At 62.0% G+C, this 18,130-nt stretch carries 16 protein-coding genes; 15 read left to right on the top strand and 1 reads right to left on the bottom strand.

The window, feature by feature from the left end:
- The first annotated feature begins 4 nt into the window (after positions 1-4).
- The 3 genes from DTP52_RS10065 to DTP52_RS10055 all read left to right on the top strand — a co-directional run bounded on the left by DTP52_RS10065 (position 5) and on the right by DTP52_RS10055 (position 4,844).
- Positions 5-1,354 carry an aminotransferase class III-fold pyridoxal phosphate-dependent enzyme gene (locus DTP52_RS10065; RefSeq protein ID WP_109753218.1) on the top strand — a complete coding sequence of 450 codons (1,350 nt, stop codon included), beginning with the start codon at positions 5-7 and terminating at the stop codon, positions 1,352-1,354.
- An 81-nt stretch (positions 1,355-1,435) separates the two neighbouring features.
- Positions 1,436-2,761 carry a hypothetical protein gene (locus tag DTP52_RS10060; protein ID WP_109753217.1) on the top strand — a complete coding sequence of 442 codons (1,326 nt, stop codon included), beginning with the start codon at positions 1,436-1,438 and terminating at the stop codon, positions 2,759-2,761.
- A 184-nt stretch (positions 2,762-2,945) separates the two neighbouring features.
- Positions 2,946-4,844, top strand: coding sequence for a serine protease (locus DTP52_RS10055; protein WP_109753216.1), 1,899 nt, complete (start codon positions 2,946-2,948; stop codon positions 4,842-4,844).
- A gap of 50 nt (positions 4,845-4,894) precedes the next feature.
- Here DTP52_RS10055 and DTP52_RS10050 read toward each other — a convergent pair whose 3' ends face one another.
- Complete coding sequence (locus tag DTP52_RS10050; RefSeq protein WP_109753215.1) at positions 4,895-5,656, bottom strand: IclR family transcriptional regulator; 762 nt, start codon at positions 5,654-5,656, stop codon at positions 4,895-4,897.
- A gap of 274 nt (positions 5,657-5,930) precedes the next feature.
- Here DTP52_RS10050 and DTP52_RS10045 point away from each other — a divergent pair, with 274 nt between their 5' ends.
- The 12 genes from DTP52_RS10045 to DTP52_RS09990 all read left to right on the top strand — a co-directional run bounded on the left by DTP52_RS10045 (position 5,931) and on the right by DTP52_RS09990 (position 18,127).
- The gene (locus tag DTP52_RS10045; protein WP_109753214.1) at positions 5,931-7,472 is read left to right on the top strand and encodes an acetolactate synthase large subunit; all 1,542 of its coding nucleotides are present in this window, start codon (positions 5,931-5,933) and stop codon (positions 7,470-7,472) included.
- Between the two features lie 10 nt (positions 7,473-7,482).
- Complete coding sequence (locus tag DTP52_RS10040) at positions 7,483-8,973, top strand: aldehyde dehydrogenase family protein (RefSeq protein ID WP_109753213.1); 1,491 nt, start codon at positions 7,483-7,485, stop codon at positions 8,971-8,973.
- Positions 8,974-8,999: 26 nt separating this feature from the next.
- Entirely contained in the window at positions 9,000-9,794 is a 795-nt protein-coding gene (locus DTP52_RS10035) for an SDR family NAD(P)-dependent oxidoreductase (protein WP_092445563.1), read from the top strand.
- A gap of 12 nt (positions 9,795-9,806) precedes the next feature.
- Positions 9,807-10,847, top strand: coding sequence for a YCF48-related protein (locus DTP52_RS10030; RefSeq protein WP_109753212.1), 1,041 nt, complete (start codon positions 9,807-9,809; stop codon positions 10,845-10,847).
- Positions 10,848-10,858: 11 nt separating this feature from the next.
- On the top strand, positions 10,859-11,308 hold the full coding sequence (locus DTP52_RS10025; protein WP_109753211.1) for a VOC family protein: 450 nt from the start codon (positions 10,859-10,861) through the stop codon (positions 11,306-11,308).
- Between the two features lie 13 nt (positions 11,309-11,321).
- Positions 11,322-11,924, top strand: coding sequence for an amino acid synthesis family protein (locus DTP52_RS10020; RefSeq protein WP_109753210.1), 603 nt, complete (start codon positions 11,322-11,324; stop codon positions 11,922-11,924).
- A 27-nt stretch (positions 11,925-11,951) separates the two neighbouring features.
- On the top strand, positions 11,952-12,815 hold the full coding sequence (locus DTP52_RS10015; protein ID WP_109753209.1) for an alpha/beta fold hydrolase: 864 nt from the start codon (positions 11,952-11,954) through the stop codon (positions 12,813-12,815).
- A 2-nt stretch (positions 12,816-12,817) separates the two neighbouring features.
- Complete coding sequence (locus DTP52_RS10010) at positions 12,818-14,425, top strand: bifunctional 3-(3-hydroxy-phenyl)propionate/3-hydroxycinnamic acid hydroxylase (protein ID WP_109753208.1); 1,608 nt, start codon at positions 12,818-12,820, stop codon at positions 14,423-14,425.
- Positions 14,422-15,204 carry a 2-keto-4-pentenoate hydratase gene (locus DTP52_RS10005; RefSeq protein WP_109753207.1) on the top strand — a complete coding sequence of 261 codons (783 nt, stop codon included), beginning with the start codon at positions 14,422-14,424 and terminating at the stop codon, positions 15,202-15,204. The genes DTP52_RS10010 and DTP52_RS10005 overlap by 4 nt, the downstream gene beginning before the upstream one ends.
- Before the next feature lie 188 nt (positions 15,205-15,392).
- Positions 15,393-16,334: a helix-turn-helix domain-containing protein gene (locus tag DTP52_RS10000; protein WP_109753386.1), complete on the top strand. Its 942-nt coding sequence runs from the start codon at positions 15,393-15,395 to the stop codon at positions 16,332-16,334.
- Between the two features lie 238 nt (positions 16,335-16,572).
- Positions 16,573-17,241 carry a GntR family transcriptional regulator gene (locus DTP52_RS09995; protein WP_109753206.1) on the top strand — a complete coding sequence of 223 codons (669 nt, stop codon included), beginning with the start codon at positions 16,573-16,575 and terminating at the stop codon, positions 17,239-17,241.
- 79 nt (positions 17,242-17,320) lie between these two features.
- Positions 17,321-18,127, top strand: coding sequence for an ABC transporter substrate-binding protein (locus tag DTP52_RS09990; RefSeq protein ID WP_109753205.1), 807 nt, complete (start codon positions 17,321-17,323; stop codon positions 18,125-18,127).
- The last annotated feature ends 3 nt before the right edge of the window (positions 18,128-18,130 follow it).

Below are 18,130 nucleotides of genomic sequence, written 5' to 3'. Positions count from 1 at the left end.
AACCATGTACGAGCAATACAAGACAGCACAGAAGAAGTTCTGGCACCCGATGAGTTCTTCGGCGCCAGCCAATCGCTCCAAGACGTTGATCATCGCCCGTGGCGACGGTAACTACATCACCGATATCGAGGGCCATCGCATGCTCGATGGTGTCGGCGGTTTGTGGAACGTGAACGTGGGTCATAACCGGGCTTCAGTGAAGGCGGCCATCGCTGCGCAGCTGGACGAGCTGGCCTATTACCAGACCTTTGACGGCATCGCCCATCCGCGGGTGTTCGACCTGGCCGAGCGGCTGACGTCGATGTTCGCCCAGGAAAACATGGCCCGGGTGCTGTTCAGTTCCGGCGGTTCCGATGCGGTCGAGACGGCGCTGAAAATGGCCCGCCAATACTGGATCGCCAGCGGCGAGCCAGGGCGCACGCGCTTTCTGTCGCTGCGCAATGGCTACCATGGCGTGCACGTGGGCGGTACATCGGTGGGCGGCAATGGGGTCTATCACTACAACCACGGGCCGCTATTGGCCGGCTGTCATCTGCTCGATACGCCGTGGCTGTACCGCAACCCCTGGGATTGCCGCGATCCGGAAGAATTGACTGCCCACTGTATTCGTCAGTTGGAAGACCAGATCGCGCTGCTTGGCCCACAGACCATTGCTGCGCTGATCGCCGAACCGGTACAAGGCGCCGGCGGCGTGATCGTGCCGCCCGCGCATTACTGGAAGCGGCTGCGCGAAGTCTGCGACCGCCACGGCATCCTGTTGATCGCCGATGAAGTGGTCACCGGTTTCGGCCGCACCGGCTGCATGCTCGGCAGTCGCGGCTGGGGTGTCGCGCCCGACGTCCTGTGCCTGGCCAAGGGCATCACTGCTGGCTACATCCCCATGGGCGCCACGGTCTTCAACCAGCGCATCGTCGATGCCATCGAGAACGGCCCGGGTTTCAGCAGCGTGATCATGCACGGCTACACCTACAGTGGGCATCCGACCGCTTGTGCGGCGGCCCTGGCGGTGCTGGACATCGTCGAGGCCGAGGATCTGCCGGGTAACGCGGGAACAGTCGGAGCCCAGTTGCTGGAGCAACTGCAACCGCTGACCGAACGTTATGCGGTGGTGGGTGAAGTGCGTGGCAAGGGCTTGATGATCGCCGTGGACCTGGTGGCGGACAAAGTCACGCGCGAACCACTTGACCCGGCCAACGGCCTGGCCTCGCGCATCGCCGAGCAAGCGCGCCTGGCCGGCGTTTTGATGCGCCCGATCGGCAACAAAATCGTGATGTCGCCACCGCTGACCCTCACCAGCGACGAGGCCGCCCTGATGGTCGGCGCGTTGGACAGCGCGCTCGCCGATTGCCGCTAGCCTGATAGCCGGCGCAGTGTCCTGCGCCGGCTCCTGAATATAAAGACAGCCTTCAAAGGTGCACCACAAGGAGCTCCAGCCATGCGGTCTCTATCTCGTATGGATTTTTTCGGCAGTGGCCTTGCCTGTACGCTGGCGCTTTGTGCCACGAGTCAGGTTCAGGCCTATGAGTTGTATGCCGATGAAGACACTCACCTCAACGCCGACCTGCTGGCGGTGTTCGGCCATTTCAACAGTCGTAAGAACTACGACGGCACGCCCGGCGGTTCAACCTGGCGCGAAGGCTTCATCAAGTATGGCGTCAGCGGCGACCAGGGCCTGGCCGGCCACGGCACTGCCTACGGTGCGTTCAACCTGATCAGTTCCGCCACTTGGGGCGATGGCGATCCGGCCGGTAATTCCCTTGGGTCCGAGCGCACCACCAAGATCGAAGACGCTTACCTGGGTTGGCGCTCCGCCGATCTGTTCCCTGTGCTGGGGCAGGACGGTGTCGACATCTCCGGTGGCCGCCAGGTGGTCAAGCTGGGCCGGGGATTCTTGATCAACGATGACGGGCCGAACCTGGGCAAAGGGCCGGCCGATGGTCGCTTGAATCGTGGTGGGGCCTATTACCTGGCGGCCCGGCACGCCTTCGATCAAACCGCCGTGTTGCGCCTGGGCGGGCAGGATGGGTTGCATGGCAGTGTGGTATGGCTCAAGTCCGACAACCGTGCCCAGGCCGAAACCGAATTGGCCGCCGGCACGCTGGATTACACCGCCAGGGCCGGTACGTTGGGCCTGACATGGGTGCATGGCCTCGACGTGAACGAGCGGTGGGCCAGCGACTTCCAGAAGCAACGCAAGGACATGAACGTCTACAGCATTCGTGGGGAAGGCGACGCGGGTATCGACAATGCCAGCCTGGCATTCGAATACGCCTGGCAGGACAAGAACGCCGGCCCACAGAACGCCTGGTACGCCGAGGCCGGCTACACCTTTGCCGATATCGCCTGGGCGCCCAAGCTGACGTACCGCTACACCCGCTATTCCCAGAAGTGGGACTCGCTGTTCACCGGGCAGAGCACGGGTTATGGCACCTGGTTCCAGGGTGAAGTCGCGGGTAACTATGCCGGGCCATTCAACAGCAATACGGGGATCCATCATGTGGGCTTGAAGGCCACGCCATTGGAGAGCCTGACCCTCGGTGCGTTGTACTTCGATTACAACACCGTACGTAAAGACAACGCCTTGAACCTGGATGCCCGTGAGCTGGATGTGTATGCCGAGTGGGCCGTCAACGAGCATTTGATCATCACCCCGCTGATAGGCCTCTACAAGCCGGATCGGGATGCAACGACGGGGGGTAATCAAGTGACGGGCAATGGCACCAACGTGTACAGTCAGGTGACGGTGGCCGTTCCGTTCTGAAGCGGGGGGCTGGTTCCCTGAACCCGTGGCAAGCGAGCTTGCTTCCTCGCCACGGGGTAGTGTCCAGTCAGCCCCGACCATCCGTCTGTAATCTGCTCAAACCTGTCAGCTCCGACAGTAGGCGCCGAACACATTCCGCGTCATAAATCGCTCCATCGTCCATTGCGCGACCGGAGTGCCCGCCATGTCGACCCAACCGGAAAAAACGCCCGTGTCGCCGGCCATGCGCTCGGCTGTATGTGGATTGATGCTGGCCTCTGTTGGGTTGGTATTGGGTGCTGGGTCGGCGGTCGCTGGCATGCAGCCTCCGCCTTCCACCCCGATTACGCCGGGTGAAATCATCGGGGAGAGTCAGCTCGAGAAGGCTCGCTGCGTACAGCAGTCGGATCCGGCAAAGTACCGGCGTGCGCGCGCGGTGGGCAGGATCCATTCCAGACTTGGAGGTGGAACTGTCTGGCGGGTAGGGCCTGGAAACCTCGCGCTGACCAACTGGCATGTTGTTGACCAGGACGCGGGCGACCCGACCCAAATGGTGGTGAGCTTCAATTACGAAGAAACATCTTGCCATTCGGACAGTACGGCGGATGTGGTTCGGGTGCCGGTCGAGCGGATCGTGGCCTATGATCGGGATAAGGATTTTGCGCTGCTTGCCCTCGACGAGGATATCGTCAACAGCGGTGCGCTGGATTCCTTCGGTTATCTGGGCCTGAACACTCAGGTCCCGCATATTGGTGCTGACGTCTACCTCGCCGGACACCCCAGTGCTTTACCGAAGCGGGTTTCTCGCGATCACGACGACGGTCTTCCCTGCCGGGTGATCGATGTGGGTGACAACGGCCGTTACGGTTGGGTGAAATATAATTGCGATACCGAGTCCGGCAGTTCCGGATCACCCGTGATCGACGCGTCAACCAATACGGCAATTGCTCTCCACAGTGGCGGTAGTGCCTCAGCCAACTCGGGCACGCAGATGGCTGAAATCTGGCCGGACATCGCGCGGTATTTTGATGGCAGGTTGCCCGAGGGCAGTATCCCGGTGGAACAGCCGACCGTGCCGGTGGCCAAGCCGGGAGCCGTTAGCGTACAGGTGCCGGTGCGCGTGACACAGGTGGACGGGGAATCTGCGGTGGGAGGGGCGTCCGGTGAGCAGCTGTATTACCACGCCCCCGCACACACCACGATCACCGACGTGTTCTGCCAGAGCGCAACCACCAAGTGGATTGCCGAGGACGGCGACGCCGCGTCATGCACCCTGTCAAGCGCAGCAGACTGGACCACCGCACAGTCGGTGACGCTCCGCGTGGATGACACCGCCCCCGACGGCCAAATCGTCGACGGCCGGGTACGGCTACTGTCTGACACAGGGCAAACCCGCGGAGGAACCAACACCACCCTGAACGTGATGTCGCTGGACCCAGGTGACGTGGCATCGCTACAGGCACAGGCCGGAAATCTTCAGGCGGCCCCGGTGGACAGCAGGTTCGCGGAGCCGTTAACGGCGCGGGCGATAGACCCGCTGGGCGAGATTGTTGTGGGTGCGGATGTCACCTTCGCGGTCTCCGATGAAGGGGCGACAGGGACGCGCTTCGACGGGGGCGATCAGACACCGATCGTGCAGACGAACGCCGATGGTGATGCAACCTCGCCGAGGCTGGTCGCCGGCTCCGGGGTGGGCACGCTGCAGGTGACCGCCACCTCTAACGACAGAATGGCCAGGTTCTACTTGAGGGTGGTGTCGGAGGAGGGGGACCCGACGGATGATGTGGAGTCTCTGATCCTGGCAGGTGGGAATGGACAGATCGCACCAGCGGGTACCGAGTTCACTCTTGCGCTCACGGTTCGAGCCTCGAATCAGGACCGGGATCCGGTGGCGGGGGCCTGGGTCGTCTACACGATCACTGATGATGGTAGGACAGGGACCCGATTCGTCGGGGTCGATCAGACGCCGACGGTGACGACCAGCAGCAGTGGTGACGCAGTGTCATCGAAGCTGATTGCTGGCCACACACCGGGTTTCGTGACGGTGACCGCGACCTCCAATGGCAAGGCGGTGACGTTTCTCTTGGTGGTGAGTCCGAGTTGAGAAGTCGATCGAACAGAACGCTGGATAACGTCGATCTGCGTTAACCGCCGTCACATCCCGTGGGCAGCCGCAGGCGGATTCTGCATGCGTTCGGCAATCCGCCGGGTGGTGTCCATCACCATCTCAATCACGGTTTCCTGGCGCAGCAATTTGAAGTTGTGGGTGCTGCCGACCGCCGAAAGGCTGCCCACCACCTCGTCGAGCCCTGGGTTGACGATCGGCGCCGCGATACCGGTGAGCCCCAGGTTGAGTTCATCGTGGGTCAGGCAATAGCCGTCCTTGCGGATCTTTTTCGCTGCCTTGGAAAAGCTGGCCCAGTCGTAGGTGCTGTCAGGGTCATTGGCCAGGTGTTCCTCGAACAGGCGTTGCAGGCGTCGACCCTTTTGAAAGGCGATCAACACCTTGGACTGCGCACCGCGAAAAAACGGCAGCGGCTGGCCGCGTCCGAATGCGAACTGATAGGTGTCATTGGGTTCGGCGATGTAGGTGTTGATGATGTGTCCGTCATAGAAAACGCTGGCGAACACCGCCAGGCCGGTGGCTTCGGACAGCTCGTGCATCAACTCGCGGCCCGCCACGAGGATCGGGTCGTACTGGCGCATCATCCAATCGAGTTCGATGATGCGCGGCCCCAGGCCATAGCTGCCGGCATCCACCCGCACCAGCAGGCCGGCGTCACACAAATCCTTGACGTAGCGGTACACGGTCGCCCGTGACAGGCCCATGCGCTCGGCGATGGTCTCGGGGTCGATCTTCAGCGTTGCCGGGCCGAAGAGGTCCAGCACACTCAGCATTTTGCTCAGACTGCTCATTTCGCTCCTAAAGGGGGGAATGGCGCGTAGGTGGTCGTTGGGTGAGCACTATAGGTAGCCGCGGCAGTGATGAAAAGCCCGCAGGCTCGCTCAGGAGCGCGTTGTCACGGTAACCCAATGTCTGAGAAATACAAGCTCATTTGCGGCGGTTTTGTCTCAATAAAAATGCATAAATCTCAAAATATGATTTTTATGCAGAAAAATAGCTTGTTTTGTCGGTTCTCCTGTGTGATAAATCTCAGCCACTGCAAACGCTCGATCAAGAGGGCTGGAAATGAATGGTGCGCAACTGATAGTGAAGGCGGCGGTGGCGAGTGGTATCGAATACTGCTTCGCCAATCCCGGAACGACTGAAATCCCCCTGGTGGCAGCCATGGCCAGTGCGCCAGCCCTCAAGCCGGTATTGTCCTTGTTCGAGGGGGTATGCACCGGTGCCGCGGACGGCTACGGCCGGATTGCCGGCAAGCCGGCGATGACCCTGACTCACCTGGGGCCTGGCTTTGCCAATGGCATTGCCAACCTGCACAACGCGCGTCGCGCCAATACCCCGATCGTCAACGTCATCGGCGATCACGCGTCATGGCACGTCAACTACGATCCGCCGCTGGCCAGTGATATCCAGGCCCTGGCCGGGAGCGTTTCCGGATGGGTGCGCACATCGCGCACCGCATCGGGTGTAGGCGAAGATTTCCAAGAGGCCGTGCGTGCCGCCTGGCAAGCCAACGGACAGATCGCCAGCCTGATCCTGCCAATGGATCTGCAAGCCAACACTGTGCAGCATGAGAAAGCCTTCACGGCATTGCGGGCCCCGGTTCGGCGTTTTGCCGGTGACCGGATCGAGGCGGTCGCCCAGGCATTGCGTGATGGCCGGCGCCTGGTGTTTATCGTTGGCGACCAAGGCTTGTCCGTCGCCGGGCTCGAAGCGGCGGGGCGCCTGGCCCAGTTGCCGGGTGTGCGCCTGTTCGCCGAAACCTTTCCACGCCTGAGCTATCGCGGTGGTGGCCTGCCTGACCTGGATCGTCTGCCTTACTTCCCCGAAGTGGCCATTGAGATCCTTGACCAATACGACGCGGTGGTTTGCGCCGGTGTGCCGGACCCGATCAGTTATTTCGGCTACGAAGGCATCGCTTCTCGCCTGGCTGAACGTGAACGCCTGCTCTGCCTGGCGGAAGTCGGGGACGACGTCGCCGGAGCGCTCACTGCGCTTGCCGATGCGCTTGAGGCGCCGGCTTATGTGCCAACGCCAATGGGTATCGAGCTGCCACCAGGCGATGCCACGTTGACGCCCCAGTCCGTGGGTCAGGTGCTGGCCGCATCGCTGCCGGACGATTGCATCGTTTCGGTGGAAGGCGGGACGTGCGGCTATCCATTCTTCACCGCTTCGGCCCATGCCGCGCGGCATCGGGTCTTGACCAACACCGGTGGGGCCATCGGCCAGGGTATTCCAGTGGGCTTTGGCGCCGCCATGGCCGAGCGTGGCAACCAGGTGTTCTGCCTGCAATCGGACGGCAGTGCCCAGTACACCATCCAGACCCTGTGGAGCATCGCCCGCGAGCAACTGCCGGTGGTGATCCTGATCGCGGCCAACCATCGCTACGCCATTTTGCAGAACGAGCTGCGCCGCTTCGGCATGACCGAGCTGGGCCCCGAGGCCTTGAGCCTGACCGTACTGGACCGTCCACGCATCGATTGGAAAGCCCTCGCCAAGGGCTATGGCTTGCCGGCCAGCACCGTGCATACCAATGGTGAGTTGCATCGGGCCCTGGCCAATGCCAAGGCCGACGGCGGCCCTTGCCTGATTGAAATGGCGCTGTGAAGGAGCGGATATGAACCCGATTCAATTGTTACCTGCCGTCGAGAAGTTCCTGTCGCAACCGGGACGCCTGTTTATCGGCGGCACCTGGCAGGACGCCGCCAATGGCCGTCGGTTTGCCGTGGAGAACCCAGCCACTGAGCAGACCCTGACTGAAGTCGCCGAAGGCGGCGAACGCGACGTGGATGCAGCCGTCGCCGCCGCCCGCGCGGCCTTCACCGGGACCTGGGCGCAGCAGTCGCCGGCCCAGCGTGGGTTGTTGCTGTTTCGCCTGGCGGAACTGCTCGACCAGCATCGCGAAGAGTTGGCGCAACTGATCACCCTGGAAAACGGCAAGCCGATTGCCAACGCCCGCGGGGAGGCGGCGAGTGCCGCCAACATCATTCGCTACTTTGCCGGCTGGCCGACCAAGATCGAAGGCAGCACGCTGCCGGTATCGCCTTCCAGTGGCGCGCCGATGCTCAACTACACCTTGCGCGAGCCAGTGGGCGTCTGTGCGTTGATCGTGCCGTGGAACTTCCCGCTGACCATGTGCGTGTGGAAGCTCGGCCCGGTGCTGGCGACCGGTTGTGTTGCGGTGCTCAAGCCCGCCGAGCAGACGCCCCTGGTTGCCATTCGCCTGGTGCAACTGATCGAGGCCGCCGGTTTCCCGGCCGGGGTGGTCAACCTGCTCACCGGTCTTGGTGTGCATACCGGCGCACCGCTGGCCCAGCACCCGGACGTGGACAAGATCGCCTTCACCGGATCGACCCAGGTGGGACGGCTGATCGCCCAGGCCGCCACCGGCAACATGAAGAAGGTTTCGCTGGAGTTGGGTGGCAAGTCTCCCAACATCATCCTGCCGGACGCCGATATCGTCCGGGCCGCCAAAGGCGCCGCCGACGGCATTTTCTACAACCAGGGGCAAGTCTGCACCGCCGGATCGCGTCTGTACGTGCACGCCAGCGTCCTCGACCAGGTGCTTGAAGAACTCCAGCGCCATGCGGCCGCCCATGTGTTGGGGCCTGGCCTGGATCCGGCCAGTAGCATGGGCCCGCTGGTCTCGGCCCGGCAATTGGGTACGGTGCGTGGCTACCTGCAACGGGGCCAGGAAGAGGGCGCCGAACTGATCTGCGGCGGTGACCGGCCGGCCCACCTGGAACAGGGGCACTTCATTCAGCCCAGCGTGTTTCTCGACCGCGCCGAGCGTGCCTGTGTCGCCCGGGAAGAAATTTTCGGCCCGGTGCTGACCGTCATGAGCTGGACCGAAATCGACGAGCTGGTACTACGCGCCAACGACTCGCCTTACGGCCTGGCCGCCGGTCTCTGGACCCGTGACTTGCGTTCCGCCCATCGCGTGGCTGCGCAGTTGAAGGCCGGCTCGGTGTGGATCAACTGCTGGAACGTCGTCGACCCGGCCTCGCCATTTGGCGGCTACAAGCAATCCGGCTGGGGCCGGGAAATGGGCAAGAACGTGATCGATGCCTACACCGAAACCAAAAGTGTCTTCGTCGATCTCGCCTGAGCCGAACAATCACAAGAGGAACTGCTATGGATCTGGAATTGCAAGGCCGCGTGGCGATCGTCACCGGCGGAGGTATGGGTATCGGCAAGGAAGTCGCGCGTTTTCTGTCCCAGGAAGGTTGCAAGGTAGTGATCTGTGCGCGGCGCATGGAGTTTCTCCAGCAGGCCGCCGAGGAAATCACCGCAGAAACCGGCAACGAAGTGCTGCCGCTGTTCTGTGACACCAACCAGATGTCGGCGGTGTCGGACATGGTCGAGGCGGCCCACAAGCACTTTGGCCGCATCGACATCCTGGTCAACGGCGCCGCGGCACCGTCCGGTGTGGTGCGCAACGACATCGAACATGCCGGTGACGATGAATTGCTCTCGGACCTCAACACCAAGGTGATCGGCTATTTCCGTTGCGCCAAGGCAGTGACTCCGCACATGAAGGCCGGCGGCTTCGGTCGCATCATCAACATCGGTGGCCTGACCGGGCGCGGCAGCAAGGTGCTTTCGGGCATGCGCAACCTGGCCATTGCCCACATGACCAAAACCCTCTCCGACCAGTTGGGCCCATCGGGCATCACGGTCAACCTGATCCACCCCGGTGTAGTGGATACCCCGCACATCCAGGAGCTGTACGAGCGCGAAGGAGTCAAGCAGGGCAAGACGCCCGAGCAGGTGGAGCAGGGTTACATCGACGCGACGCCGATCCGACGCACCCTGGCGCCCATCGAAATGGGCTGGTTGATCGGTTTCCTCGCATCCCCCAAGGCGGGCGCCGTGACCGGGGAATCCATTGGCATCGACGGCGGCTTGACCCGTGGCATCTTCATTTGAGGAGCAACAGTGATGAGTAACGGAACCCTTTTGGTCGCCACCGTAGGGCAGGCGGTAATCCGCAGCGCCGACGATGGCCGCACCTGGCATCGCCTGGGCCTGGGCCAGGACCTGGAATTCGATGCGATCACCCGATCCCTGAGTGTCCATCCGGGGACACCGGAGGTGATCTACGCTGGCACCGACGTCGGCTTGTGCATCAGCCGTGACACCGGAGGCTATTGGCAGCGGGTGGATTCACCGTTCAATGGGCAGACCGTCTGGAAGGTGGCCGTGGACCCACAGGATGCACAGCGCATTTTCGTCGGCACCGGTGCGCCTTCGCGAGCGGTGCTGTGGCGCACCCTGGACGGCGGCCAGAGCTGGGATCGTGCCCCGGTGGAGATTCCGGAGTTCTGCGATGGCGTCAGTCGTCCACGCTTGCTGGCCTTCGCCTACGACCCGACGGATCGCAACCAGCTCTGGTTCGGCCTGGAGGAGGGTGGGCTGTTTCACAGTCGTGACGGTGGCGAGAGCTGGACCCGCGTCGATGACCGCTTGCTGTGGGACTTCAACTCGGACGTGCACAACATCCTGGTTTTGCCCAACCATGGGCAAAAGGTCATTGTGGTGGTGTGCGTCAACGCCGTTTACCGCAGTCTCGACGAGGGGCTGACCTGGACCGGCATCGTCGCGCGGGAAGCTTTCGGCCTGTACTACGTGCGCGCCATGAATGCCCCGATGGGCAGCGAAGATATCCTTTACCTGAGCATTTCCGACGGCACACCGGGCACGACCAGCAAGGTGCTGGTCTCCCGGGACGCCGCCCTCAATTGGGAAGTGTTGCCACTGCCGCAGCAACCCAATTCCTGTGTCTGGGCGATTGCCTTGAACCCTGCCGACCCTCGCCAGATCGTCGCCGGTACCAAGTACGGGCATCTGTTCACCTCCGAGAACGGCGGTGACGGCTGGCAGAAGCAGTGGCGTGAATTCAGTGAAATCGCTGATGTGCTCTGGACGCCCGCCGTGGCGCAAATCAAGTCCGGGCATCAATCCATCATCAAGAAGAACTGAGGTATCGCGCGATGAAAGTCGAAGTCGTTCGTACTCACCTGTCGTTGTTCGTGAGCGACCCTGAAGTGTCGGCACGTTGGTACGCCGACGTGCTGGGCATGCATGAAAGCGCCCGGGGTGAAAGCTGGATCATGATGGCGTTTGGTGCCAAGCATCACGACATCGCGTTGCTCCGCGCGGAACCCGGGGCCCACCAGGGCGGCCTGGGGTTGCAGCACTACGGGCTGGAGATCGCGGGCGACATGACCACCCTGCGCAAGCTCTACGGCATGTTGCTGAAAAAGGGCGTCGAGGTGGTGAAGATCACCGACCACGAGATCGGCAACGGCGTGTATTTCAACGACCCCGATGGCAATCGCATGGAATTTTTCCTCGAGTCCGAACACGACGATGCACGCGGCAAGGCCCGCTTCAAGGCGGCCGGGGCGCCCAGCCGCCATTTTGATCTCGACCCACTTTAAGGAGATACGTCTGATGAAAACCGCAAATTTCGCCAGTTACCACATTCGCAAATGGTACAGCTTCGTCGAGGAAACCCTGGCCAACGAAACCGGCCAGTTGGCCGATGGTGAGCCGCTGTTCAAGTACGCCATTGGCGCCGTGATCGCCAACCCTTACGCCGGACGCTTCAGCGAAAGTCTGGCCGAGCTGATCGAGCCTTCACCGTTGTTGGGCCAGGAGTTTGGTCGGCGCATCCAGGCTCTGGCCGGCCAGCGGGAAATCGTGAGTTACGGCAAGGCGTGCCTGGTGGGCAGCCAGGGCGAGTACGAGCATGGCAATGCATTGTTGACCAATCCGGCGGCGGATCCGATCCGCGTCGCATTGGGCGGCGGCAAGTCCTGGGTGCCTTCCACGGGCAAGCGTGGCGGGCCTGGCGTGACCATCGATGTGCCGCTGGCCCACAAGGACGCGCTATATGTCCGCTCGCACTACGACAGCATTTCGCTTTCGTTCGGTGATGGTCCCTCGGCCGACGAGCTGGTCATCATCTGGGCCTTCGCCACGCGCGGGCGCTTGCATGCACGTCTCGGTGGCCTCCAGGCTGCGGACGTGAAGGGTAATGACGGCCTGTATTGAGGTGCGTTGATCGTGGGAAGCAAACGAATGTCTGCAAACAGCCAGTTCTTCACCAATCGATCCGGGATGCGCCTGCACTATCTGTCCTGGGGCAATGCGTCGGGCATTCCCGTCCTGATGCTGCATGGGTTGCGCGCCTATGCCCAGACCTGGACGTCATTGGCCAATGCACTGGGCGAGCAGTACTGTTGCTATGCCCTGGATCAGCGCGGTCGTGGCGACAGTGACTGGGCAGAAGCTTCCAGCTACCGGACCGAGGCCTATGTCAGTGATCTGGAAGATTGGGTCGCGCACCTGGGCCTGGAGCGTTTCGTCCTGGTCGGGCATTCCCTCGGCGGCACCAATGCGCTGGAGTATGCCCGGCTCAATCCCGGACGCCTGCAAGCCCTGGTGATCGAAGACATCGGCCCCGGTTCGTCGGTCAGCGGCGACGGTGCAGAGCGCATCCGTCGCGAGATGAGCCAGACGCCGCTGTCGTTTCCCGACTGGGAAAGCGCCGCGCAATTCTGGCGCCGATCGCGGCCGGGTCTGTCTGCCCAGGGGCTGACGTCCAGATTGACCCACTCGATGAAGCAAACACCGGAAGGCATCGGCTGGCGCCATGACCAGGCCGGGATTGCCGAGGCGCGCTTGAGCATCACCCCGACCGATCTGTGGCCGGCGGTTCGGGCCCTGGATTGCCCGACGCTGTTCATCCGCGGCGCGCGTTCCGACTTCCTGCCCCAGGCGACCCTGGAGGCTATGAAAGAGGCCAACCCGCAGGTGCGCACAGCGCAAATCGCCGATGCCAGCCATTATGTCCATGACGACCAGGAGGACACCTTCAACCGTGTCGTCAGGGACTACTTGCACGACCAATGCCTACAACCACAACAACAAAGCGGTGAATAGCGATGAAGCAGGAGAAAACCCAGGTTGTCATCGTGGGCGGTGGCCCGAACGGGATCACGGCCGCTCATTACATGGGGCTGTACGGAATCGACTGCATCGTCCTTGAATTGGCTGACGGCGTCCTGCCGTATCCGCGCGCGGTGGGCATGGATGACGAGGCGCTACGGGTGTTGCAGGGTATCGGCATCGCCGAGCTGGCCGCGCGCGACATGATCTGCAACGTGCCCTTGCGTTACTACAATGCGCGAGGCGTCTGTTTTGCCGAGGTCAAACCGAGCACGGCGAACTATGGCTGGCCGATGCGCAACATCTTCATGCAACAGTTGCTTGAAACGACATTGCGTGAACAACTGGGCAAACACACCAGCGTCGAGTTGCGCCAGGGCCATGAAATGCTCGACCTGGAGCAGGATGCCGAGGGCGTGACCTTGCAGGTGCGAGATGCCGGGGGCGAGCTCTATCAATTGCAGGCGCAGTACGTGATCGGCGCCGATGGCGGACGTTCCAGCGTGCGCAAGAAGCTCGGTATCGAACTGCTGGGGCTGACCCATCCACGCAAATGGGTGGTGATCGACACGGCCAACGACACCCTGGATGCACCTTATACGGCCCTGCATGCCGACCCTCAGCGTCCCTTCGTCTGCATCTATCTGCCGTATCAGCAACGGCGCTGGGAGTTCATGCTCCTGGAGGGCGAAGACGAGACCAGGATGTGCGAAGAGGCGACGATCCGGGACTTGATCCGTGGACATATCGGCGAGGCGGTCGATCAGCTGGAAATCATCCGGATCCGTGCCTACACCCATAATTCCCGGGTCGCGGCGCGTTTTGTCCAGGGCCGGGTGGCATTGGTGGGGGACGCGGCGCATATTTCCCCGCCCTGGGCCGGGCAGGGGCTCAATTCAGGCTTGCGTGATGTCGCCAACGTTGCCTGGAAGCTCGCCGCGATTCTCCAGGGGCGTGCATCGCCGGCGATTCTGGCGAGTTACGATCAGGAGCGCCGTGGGCATGCGACCGACCTCATCGCGTTGGCCGACAACATGGGTGCCGTCCTGGGGCTGACCAACCCGCTGATGGCCGGTGTCCGGGACTGGTTGTTCCAGGCCGTCAACAGCGTCGACAACCTTCGCTCGCACTTGCTGGAATTCAAGTTCAAACCCAAGGCGACCATCACCAAAGGCCTGGTGTATCACGAGCGCGCCGAGCTGCATGAGGATGATCTGGTCGGGCAGTTGTTCATCCAACCGTCTATCGAAGATGCCCAGGGCCAGCGCCGGCGCCTGGACGAAGTGTTGGGGCATTCCTATGCGGTGCTGGGGTATCGGGTCAATCCGAGCGAACAGCTCAGCGAGCAAACCGCCGCCTGGTGGGCGCGCTGGGACACACGCTTCATCCAGATCAATCGTTCGCGCAGTGGCGTGGGGCGTAACCAGCCCTTGTCTGCCAATGGCGCCATTTGCGTCGAGGACGTCGATAACCGCCTGGGCGAATGGTTTGCCAAGGTGCGTGATTGCATCGTGGTGGTGCGGCCGGATCGGTTTGTCGCGGCGATCACCACACCCGAGCGGCTCGAAGGCGTATTGCGCAAACTGGCGGAGCAACTCTCATGAGGCGCGAAGACGATCTACTGGTCCGGCTTCACGATGCCGCGCAGGCCGTACACCCCTTGCCTTCGTTGGAGCCTCACGCCTTCGACCTGTCGGCGGGCTACACCTTGCAGCGCGAGGCAATGCGCCGACGCCAGGTCGCTGGTGAGCAGTTGACCGGATGGAAGGTGGCCTTCGCTGGCCGCGCCGCCCAGGACCGTTTCGGTATTGATGAGCCGGTATTGGGCGGACTGACCGATGTCATGGCTGTGAAACCCGGCAGTACGCTGGCGCTTGCACGGCTGATCCAGCCCAAGCTGGAAATCGAGTTGGCGTTTGTCCTGGGGCGTACGCTGGTGCCAGGTTTTTACAGCGACGAAGATATTCTGGCCGCTGTGTCCGAGGTCGCGCCGGCGTTCGAAATTGCCGATTGCCGCTGGGAGGGCTGGCGTTTCGGCGTCGGGGCGTTTCTGGCCGACAATGCCGCTGCGGGGCTTTATTGCCTTGGCTCGCGAGTCAGGTTTCATCCTGAGCAATTGACCCACGTGACCTATCGCCTGGAATGCGACGGGGTGCCCTGCGGCGAAGGCAATGCCCAGGCGCGCGAGGACACCCCCCAGGCAAACCTGTGCTGGCTGGTACGGCGCTTGCTGGCCGACGGGCAGTGCGTTGAAGCGGGCCAGGTGGTGCTTTCCGGCTCTTTGTTGGTGCCCTTGGACATCAAGGCCGCCGAATACCGGTTGTACATGCTTGGCATGGAACTGGCTTTGGTTTTCCAGGCGGATGAAGACGGTCGACAGTAAGAACTGTTTACTCAAGTGAAATGATGCACGCGTGGCGAGGGAGCTTGCTCCCGCTTGAGTGCGAAGCGCTCGCCAAAATGGGTCTGCTGCGCAGCCCAGCGGGAGCAAGCTCCCTCGCCACGAGGCTACCGACTTGCTTGCATAACCGTACCAGGCAATAAGCGCAGGGCCACCGAGGAACAATGATCATGTTCGCCGAAGTTCGTACTTTCAATGATCCTCAGCAACACGCCGGTTCGATCCTGGGCTGGCAACAAGTCTACGATCAGCTCGGGCGTGGATGCCTCTCCAGCGAGCTGCGGCAGGTGTGCGCCGATCGTTTCCAGATCTTCCAGGAGGTGCTGGATAAACGGGTGGTGCAGCGTGGTTGCGCGCCAAAAGGGCGCCTGTGCATTGCCATGTCGCTGGGCGGTGCGCCAGTGGTCCAGGGGCACCAGGTGGGCGCCCACAGCGTCGTGCTGCTGCGCGATGGCGAAGACTTCGTCCTGCACGCCCCGGAGGGTACGCACTTCTTCGCGGCCAATGTCGACACGGTACGGTTCGCCAAGCTGGCGGCCTATGAACTGTCGAGTGAACAACTCAAGCGCTTGAAAAGCGTGTCCCAAGTCAGCGTGGATGAGGTGGTACTGCGCAGGGTGCAGCAAAGGATCCACCCACTGTTTGGCCACCTTTTGGAACAGGCGGACGCCGTCAATCCCGCCTCGGAAAAAATCCTCGAGGACGTCCTGCTCAACGCCTTCCTCGACCTGTTCAGTCACGCCTCGGACGAGGTGCGTGGCCGCCGCGGCAATTTTGCCGTCAGCGCCTACCTGGTCAAGCGCTGCCAGGAACTGGTCGACGCCAGCGCAGATGTGCCCTTGAGCATTCTCGATCTGTGCGAGCAATTGCGGGTCAGTCGCAGGACCCTGCAAAACAGTTTCCAGGCGGTCACCGGGATGCGTCCGATGGAATACCTGCGCAACCTGCGGCTCAACGCTGTGCGCCGACGTCTGATCGCAACCCATGCGGCTACATTGAACGTCAGTGAAATTGCCGTGGCGATGGGGTTTTACCACCTGAGTCATTTTGCGGCCCATTACCGGGCGCTGTTCGGCGAGTCGCCGTCAGATACGCCCAGGGCACAGGCATGATGAGCCGCTGTTTGCGGTGTTACCGAAGCACCATCTTGCACCCATAAAAGGCAGCCGCTGAGCTGTTTGGTAGCACACCTGTGCGGTTCAGCCGGTAGTGGCGCTTGAGTCTGGCCGTCGTTTCCCCTGGGAAAATCCCTTCAAATCAATCTCTTGCACGATGACGCGCGAGGTTGGCACGCATCCTGCTTTTTTGAATTCATGGATAATTGGATACAAAAATGCAGAAGGTGCTGCCATGCAGTTCGCTCCGACTTACGCTGAACGCCCGCCCATGACTGCCGAAGAAGAGGCTTACAACTTCTTGCTCAATGCCATTTGTGGCGGTCGGTTACGCAAAGGTGACCGGCTGATTGCCGAGGACATTGCCAACGAGATCGGCATGAGCCGGATGCCGGTGCGCGAGGCCTTTCGCCGTCTGGATGCCCAGGGCCTGGTGACTCTGCGGCCCAATCGTGGAGCGATTGTCAGCGGCCTGGACATCGAAGAGTTGCACGAAGTCTTCGAAATGCGCAGCGCCCTGGAAGGCCTGGCGGTCCGTGTCGCGACAGCCAGAATCGGCGAACGCCAGTTGGCCGCCCTGGAGCGCTTGCTCGACGAGATGGACGATTACCGCGAGGAAAGCGCCGAGTGGGTCAGTCGTCATCGCGCTTTCCATGAATACCTGTGCAGCCTCAGTGGTCGCCCCCGTTTGTTGAAGCAGATCAGCGCGCTCTATTCCCTGATCGAAGCGCCCATGCGTCTGTGGTTGCAGCATGTGGAAAAGCCCCTGAGCGCACGCCAGGAGCACATGCTGATCCTCGACGCGCTGCGTGCTGGCGACGCCGAGAAGGCCGAGGCGGTGGTGCGTGCACACATCGAAGGCACCGTTCCTGAATTGATCGAGTTCCTGCAATCGAAAAAATAACGAGAGCAGGACACTTAGAGCCTGCCCGTGTTTTGACTTTGAGTACTGCCCGTTACTTACTGAACTGGAGTGTCTGGTCATGCATAAGCCTCGCCTGTTGGTTGCCGCTATATCCTTGGGTTTCTGTGCGCAGTGGGCGGTTGCCGCGCCCGTTGTCCCGGAGCGTTTGCTCAAGGTCGACAAACTCGTCTACTGCTCGGGCATGGATTCGCCGCCGCTGGTGTCCTTCGATGAGGCTCAGAAACCCAAGGGATTGACCGTGGACCTGGGGTTTGAAATCGCCAAGCGTCTGGGCGACAAGAAGGTGGAATGGCGGGTCATTCCCTTCTCCGGGTTGCTCCCCGCGTTGCTGGCCCGACAGTGCGACATGATCGTCGACCAGCTGTTTGACAAGCCCGAGCGCCGCGAGGTGATCGACATCGTCAACTACATGTATTCCAGCCAGGCGGTGGTGGTGCCCAAGGGCAATCCCAAGGGCCTCAAGACATTGCCGGATCTCTCCGGGCACAAGGTCGCGGTGCTCAACGGTTCCACCATCAAGACCCTGCTCGACGCCGAGAACGAAACCCTGGCCAAGGCCGGCAGGCCAGCGATGAAGCTGGTGGTCTACAACACCGACACCGATGCTTTCCAGGCCTTGCGCATCAGCCAGGTCGACGCCTACGGCACCACCGTGGAAACCGCCGGTTACTACGCCGCCATGGCGCCCGACCTGTTCGAGGAAGGGGTGCCGGCCTTCAGCCGGATTCTCACCGGCCTGGGCATTCGCAAGGACGATCCGCAACTGACCGCCGCCGTGCAGCAGGTGATCAGTGATATGCGCAGCGATGGCAGCTACAGCCAACTGCTCGGTAAATGGCATGTCGCCAGTGACACACTCGATTGAGGT

Source organism: Pseudomonas sp. 43mfcvi1.1, assembly GCF_900115935.1.
In the GTDB taxonomy this organism is placed as follows: Bacteria; Pseudomonadota; Gammaproteobacteria; order Pseudomonadales; family Pseudomonadaceae; genus Aquipseudomonas; species Aquipseudomonas bijieensis.
This window is presented reverse-complemented; position numbering and strand designations above follow the sequence as displayed.

Bases quoted from the DNA above. Each gene is read 5' to 3' on its own strand.
- DTP52_RS10060 (WP_109753217.1), top strand. From the start codon at position 1,436: ATGCGGTCTCTATCTCGTATGGATTTTTTCGGCAGTGGCCTTGCCTGT.
- DTP52_RS10030 (WP_109753212.1), top strand. From the start codon at position 9,807: ATGAGTAACGGAACCCTTTTGGTCGCCACCGTAGGGCAGGCGGTAATC.
- DTP52_RS10015 (WP_109753209.1), top strand. From the start codon at position 11,952: ATGTCTGCAAACAGCCAGTTCTTCACCAATCGATCCGGGATGCGCCTG.
- DTP52_RS10000 (WP_109753386.1), top strand. From the start codon at position 15,393: ATGTTCGCCGAAGTTCGTACTTTCAATGATCCTCAGCAACACGCCGGT.
- DTP52_RS10055 (WP_109753216.1), top strand. From the start codon at position 2,946: ATGTCGACCCAACCGGAAAAAACGCCCGTGTCGCCGGCCATGCGCTCG.
- DTP52_RS10020 (WP_109753210.1), top strand. From the start codon at position 11,322: ATGAAAACCGCAAATTTCGCCAGTTACCACATTCGCAAATGGTACAGC.
- DTP52_RS10050 (WP_109753215.1), bottom strand. From the start codon at position 5,656: ATGAGCAGTCTGAGCAAAATGCTGAGTGTGCTGGACCTCTTCGGCCCG.
- DTP52_RS10025 (WP_109753211.1), top strand. From the start codon at position 10,859: ATGAAAGTCGAAGTCGTTCGTACTCACCTGTCGTTGTTCGTGAGCGAC.
- DTP52_RS10010 (WP_109753208.1), top strand. From the start codon at position 12,818: ATGAAGCAGGAGAAAACCCAGGTTGTCATCGTGGGCGGTGGCCCGAAC.
- DTP52_RS10045 (WP_109753214.1), top strand. From the start codon at position 5,931: ATGAATGGTGCGCAACTGATAGTGAAGGCGGCGGTGGCGAGTGGTATC.
- DTP52_RS09995 (WP_109753206.1), top strand. From the start codon at position 16,573: ATGCAGTTCGCTCCGACTTACGCTGAACGCCCGCCCATGACTGCCGAA.
- DTP52_RS10040 (WP_109753213.1), top strand. From the start codon at position 7,483: ATGAACCCGATTCAATTGTTACCTGCCGTCGAGAAGTTCCTGTCGCAA.
- DTP52_RS10005 (WP_109753207.1), top strand. From the start codon at position 14,422: ATGAGGCGCGAAGACGATCTACTGGTCCGGCTTCACGATGCCGCGCAG.
- DTP52_RS10065 (WP_109753218.1), top strand. From the start codon at position 5: ATGTACGAGCAATACAAGACAGCACAGAAGAAGTTCTGGCACCCGATG.
- DTP52_RS10035 (WP_092445563.1), top strand. From the start codon at position 9,000: ATGGATCTGGAATTGCAAGGCCGCGTGGCGATCGTCACCGGCGGAGGT.
- DTP52_RS09990 (WP_109753205.1), top strand. From the start codon at position 17,321: ATGCATAAGCCTCGCCTGTTGGTTGCCGCTATATCCTTGGGTTTCTGT.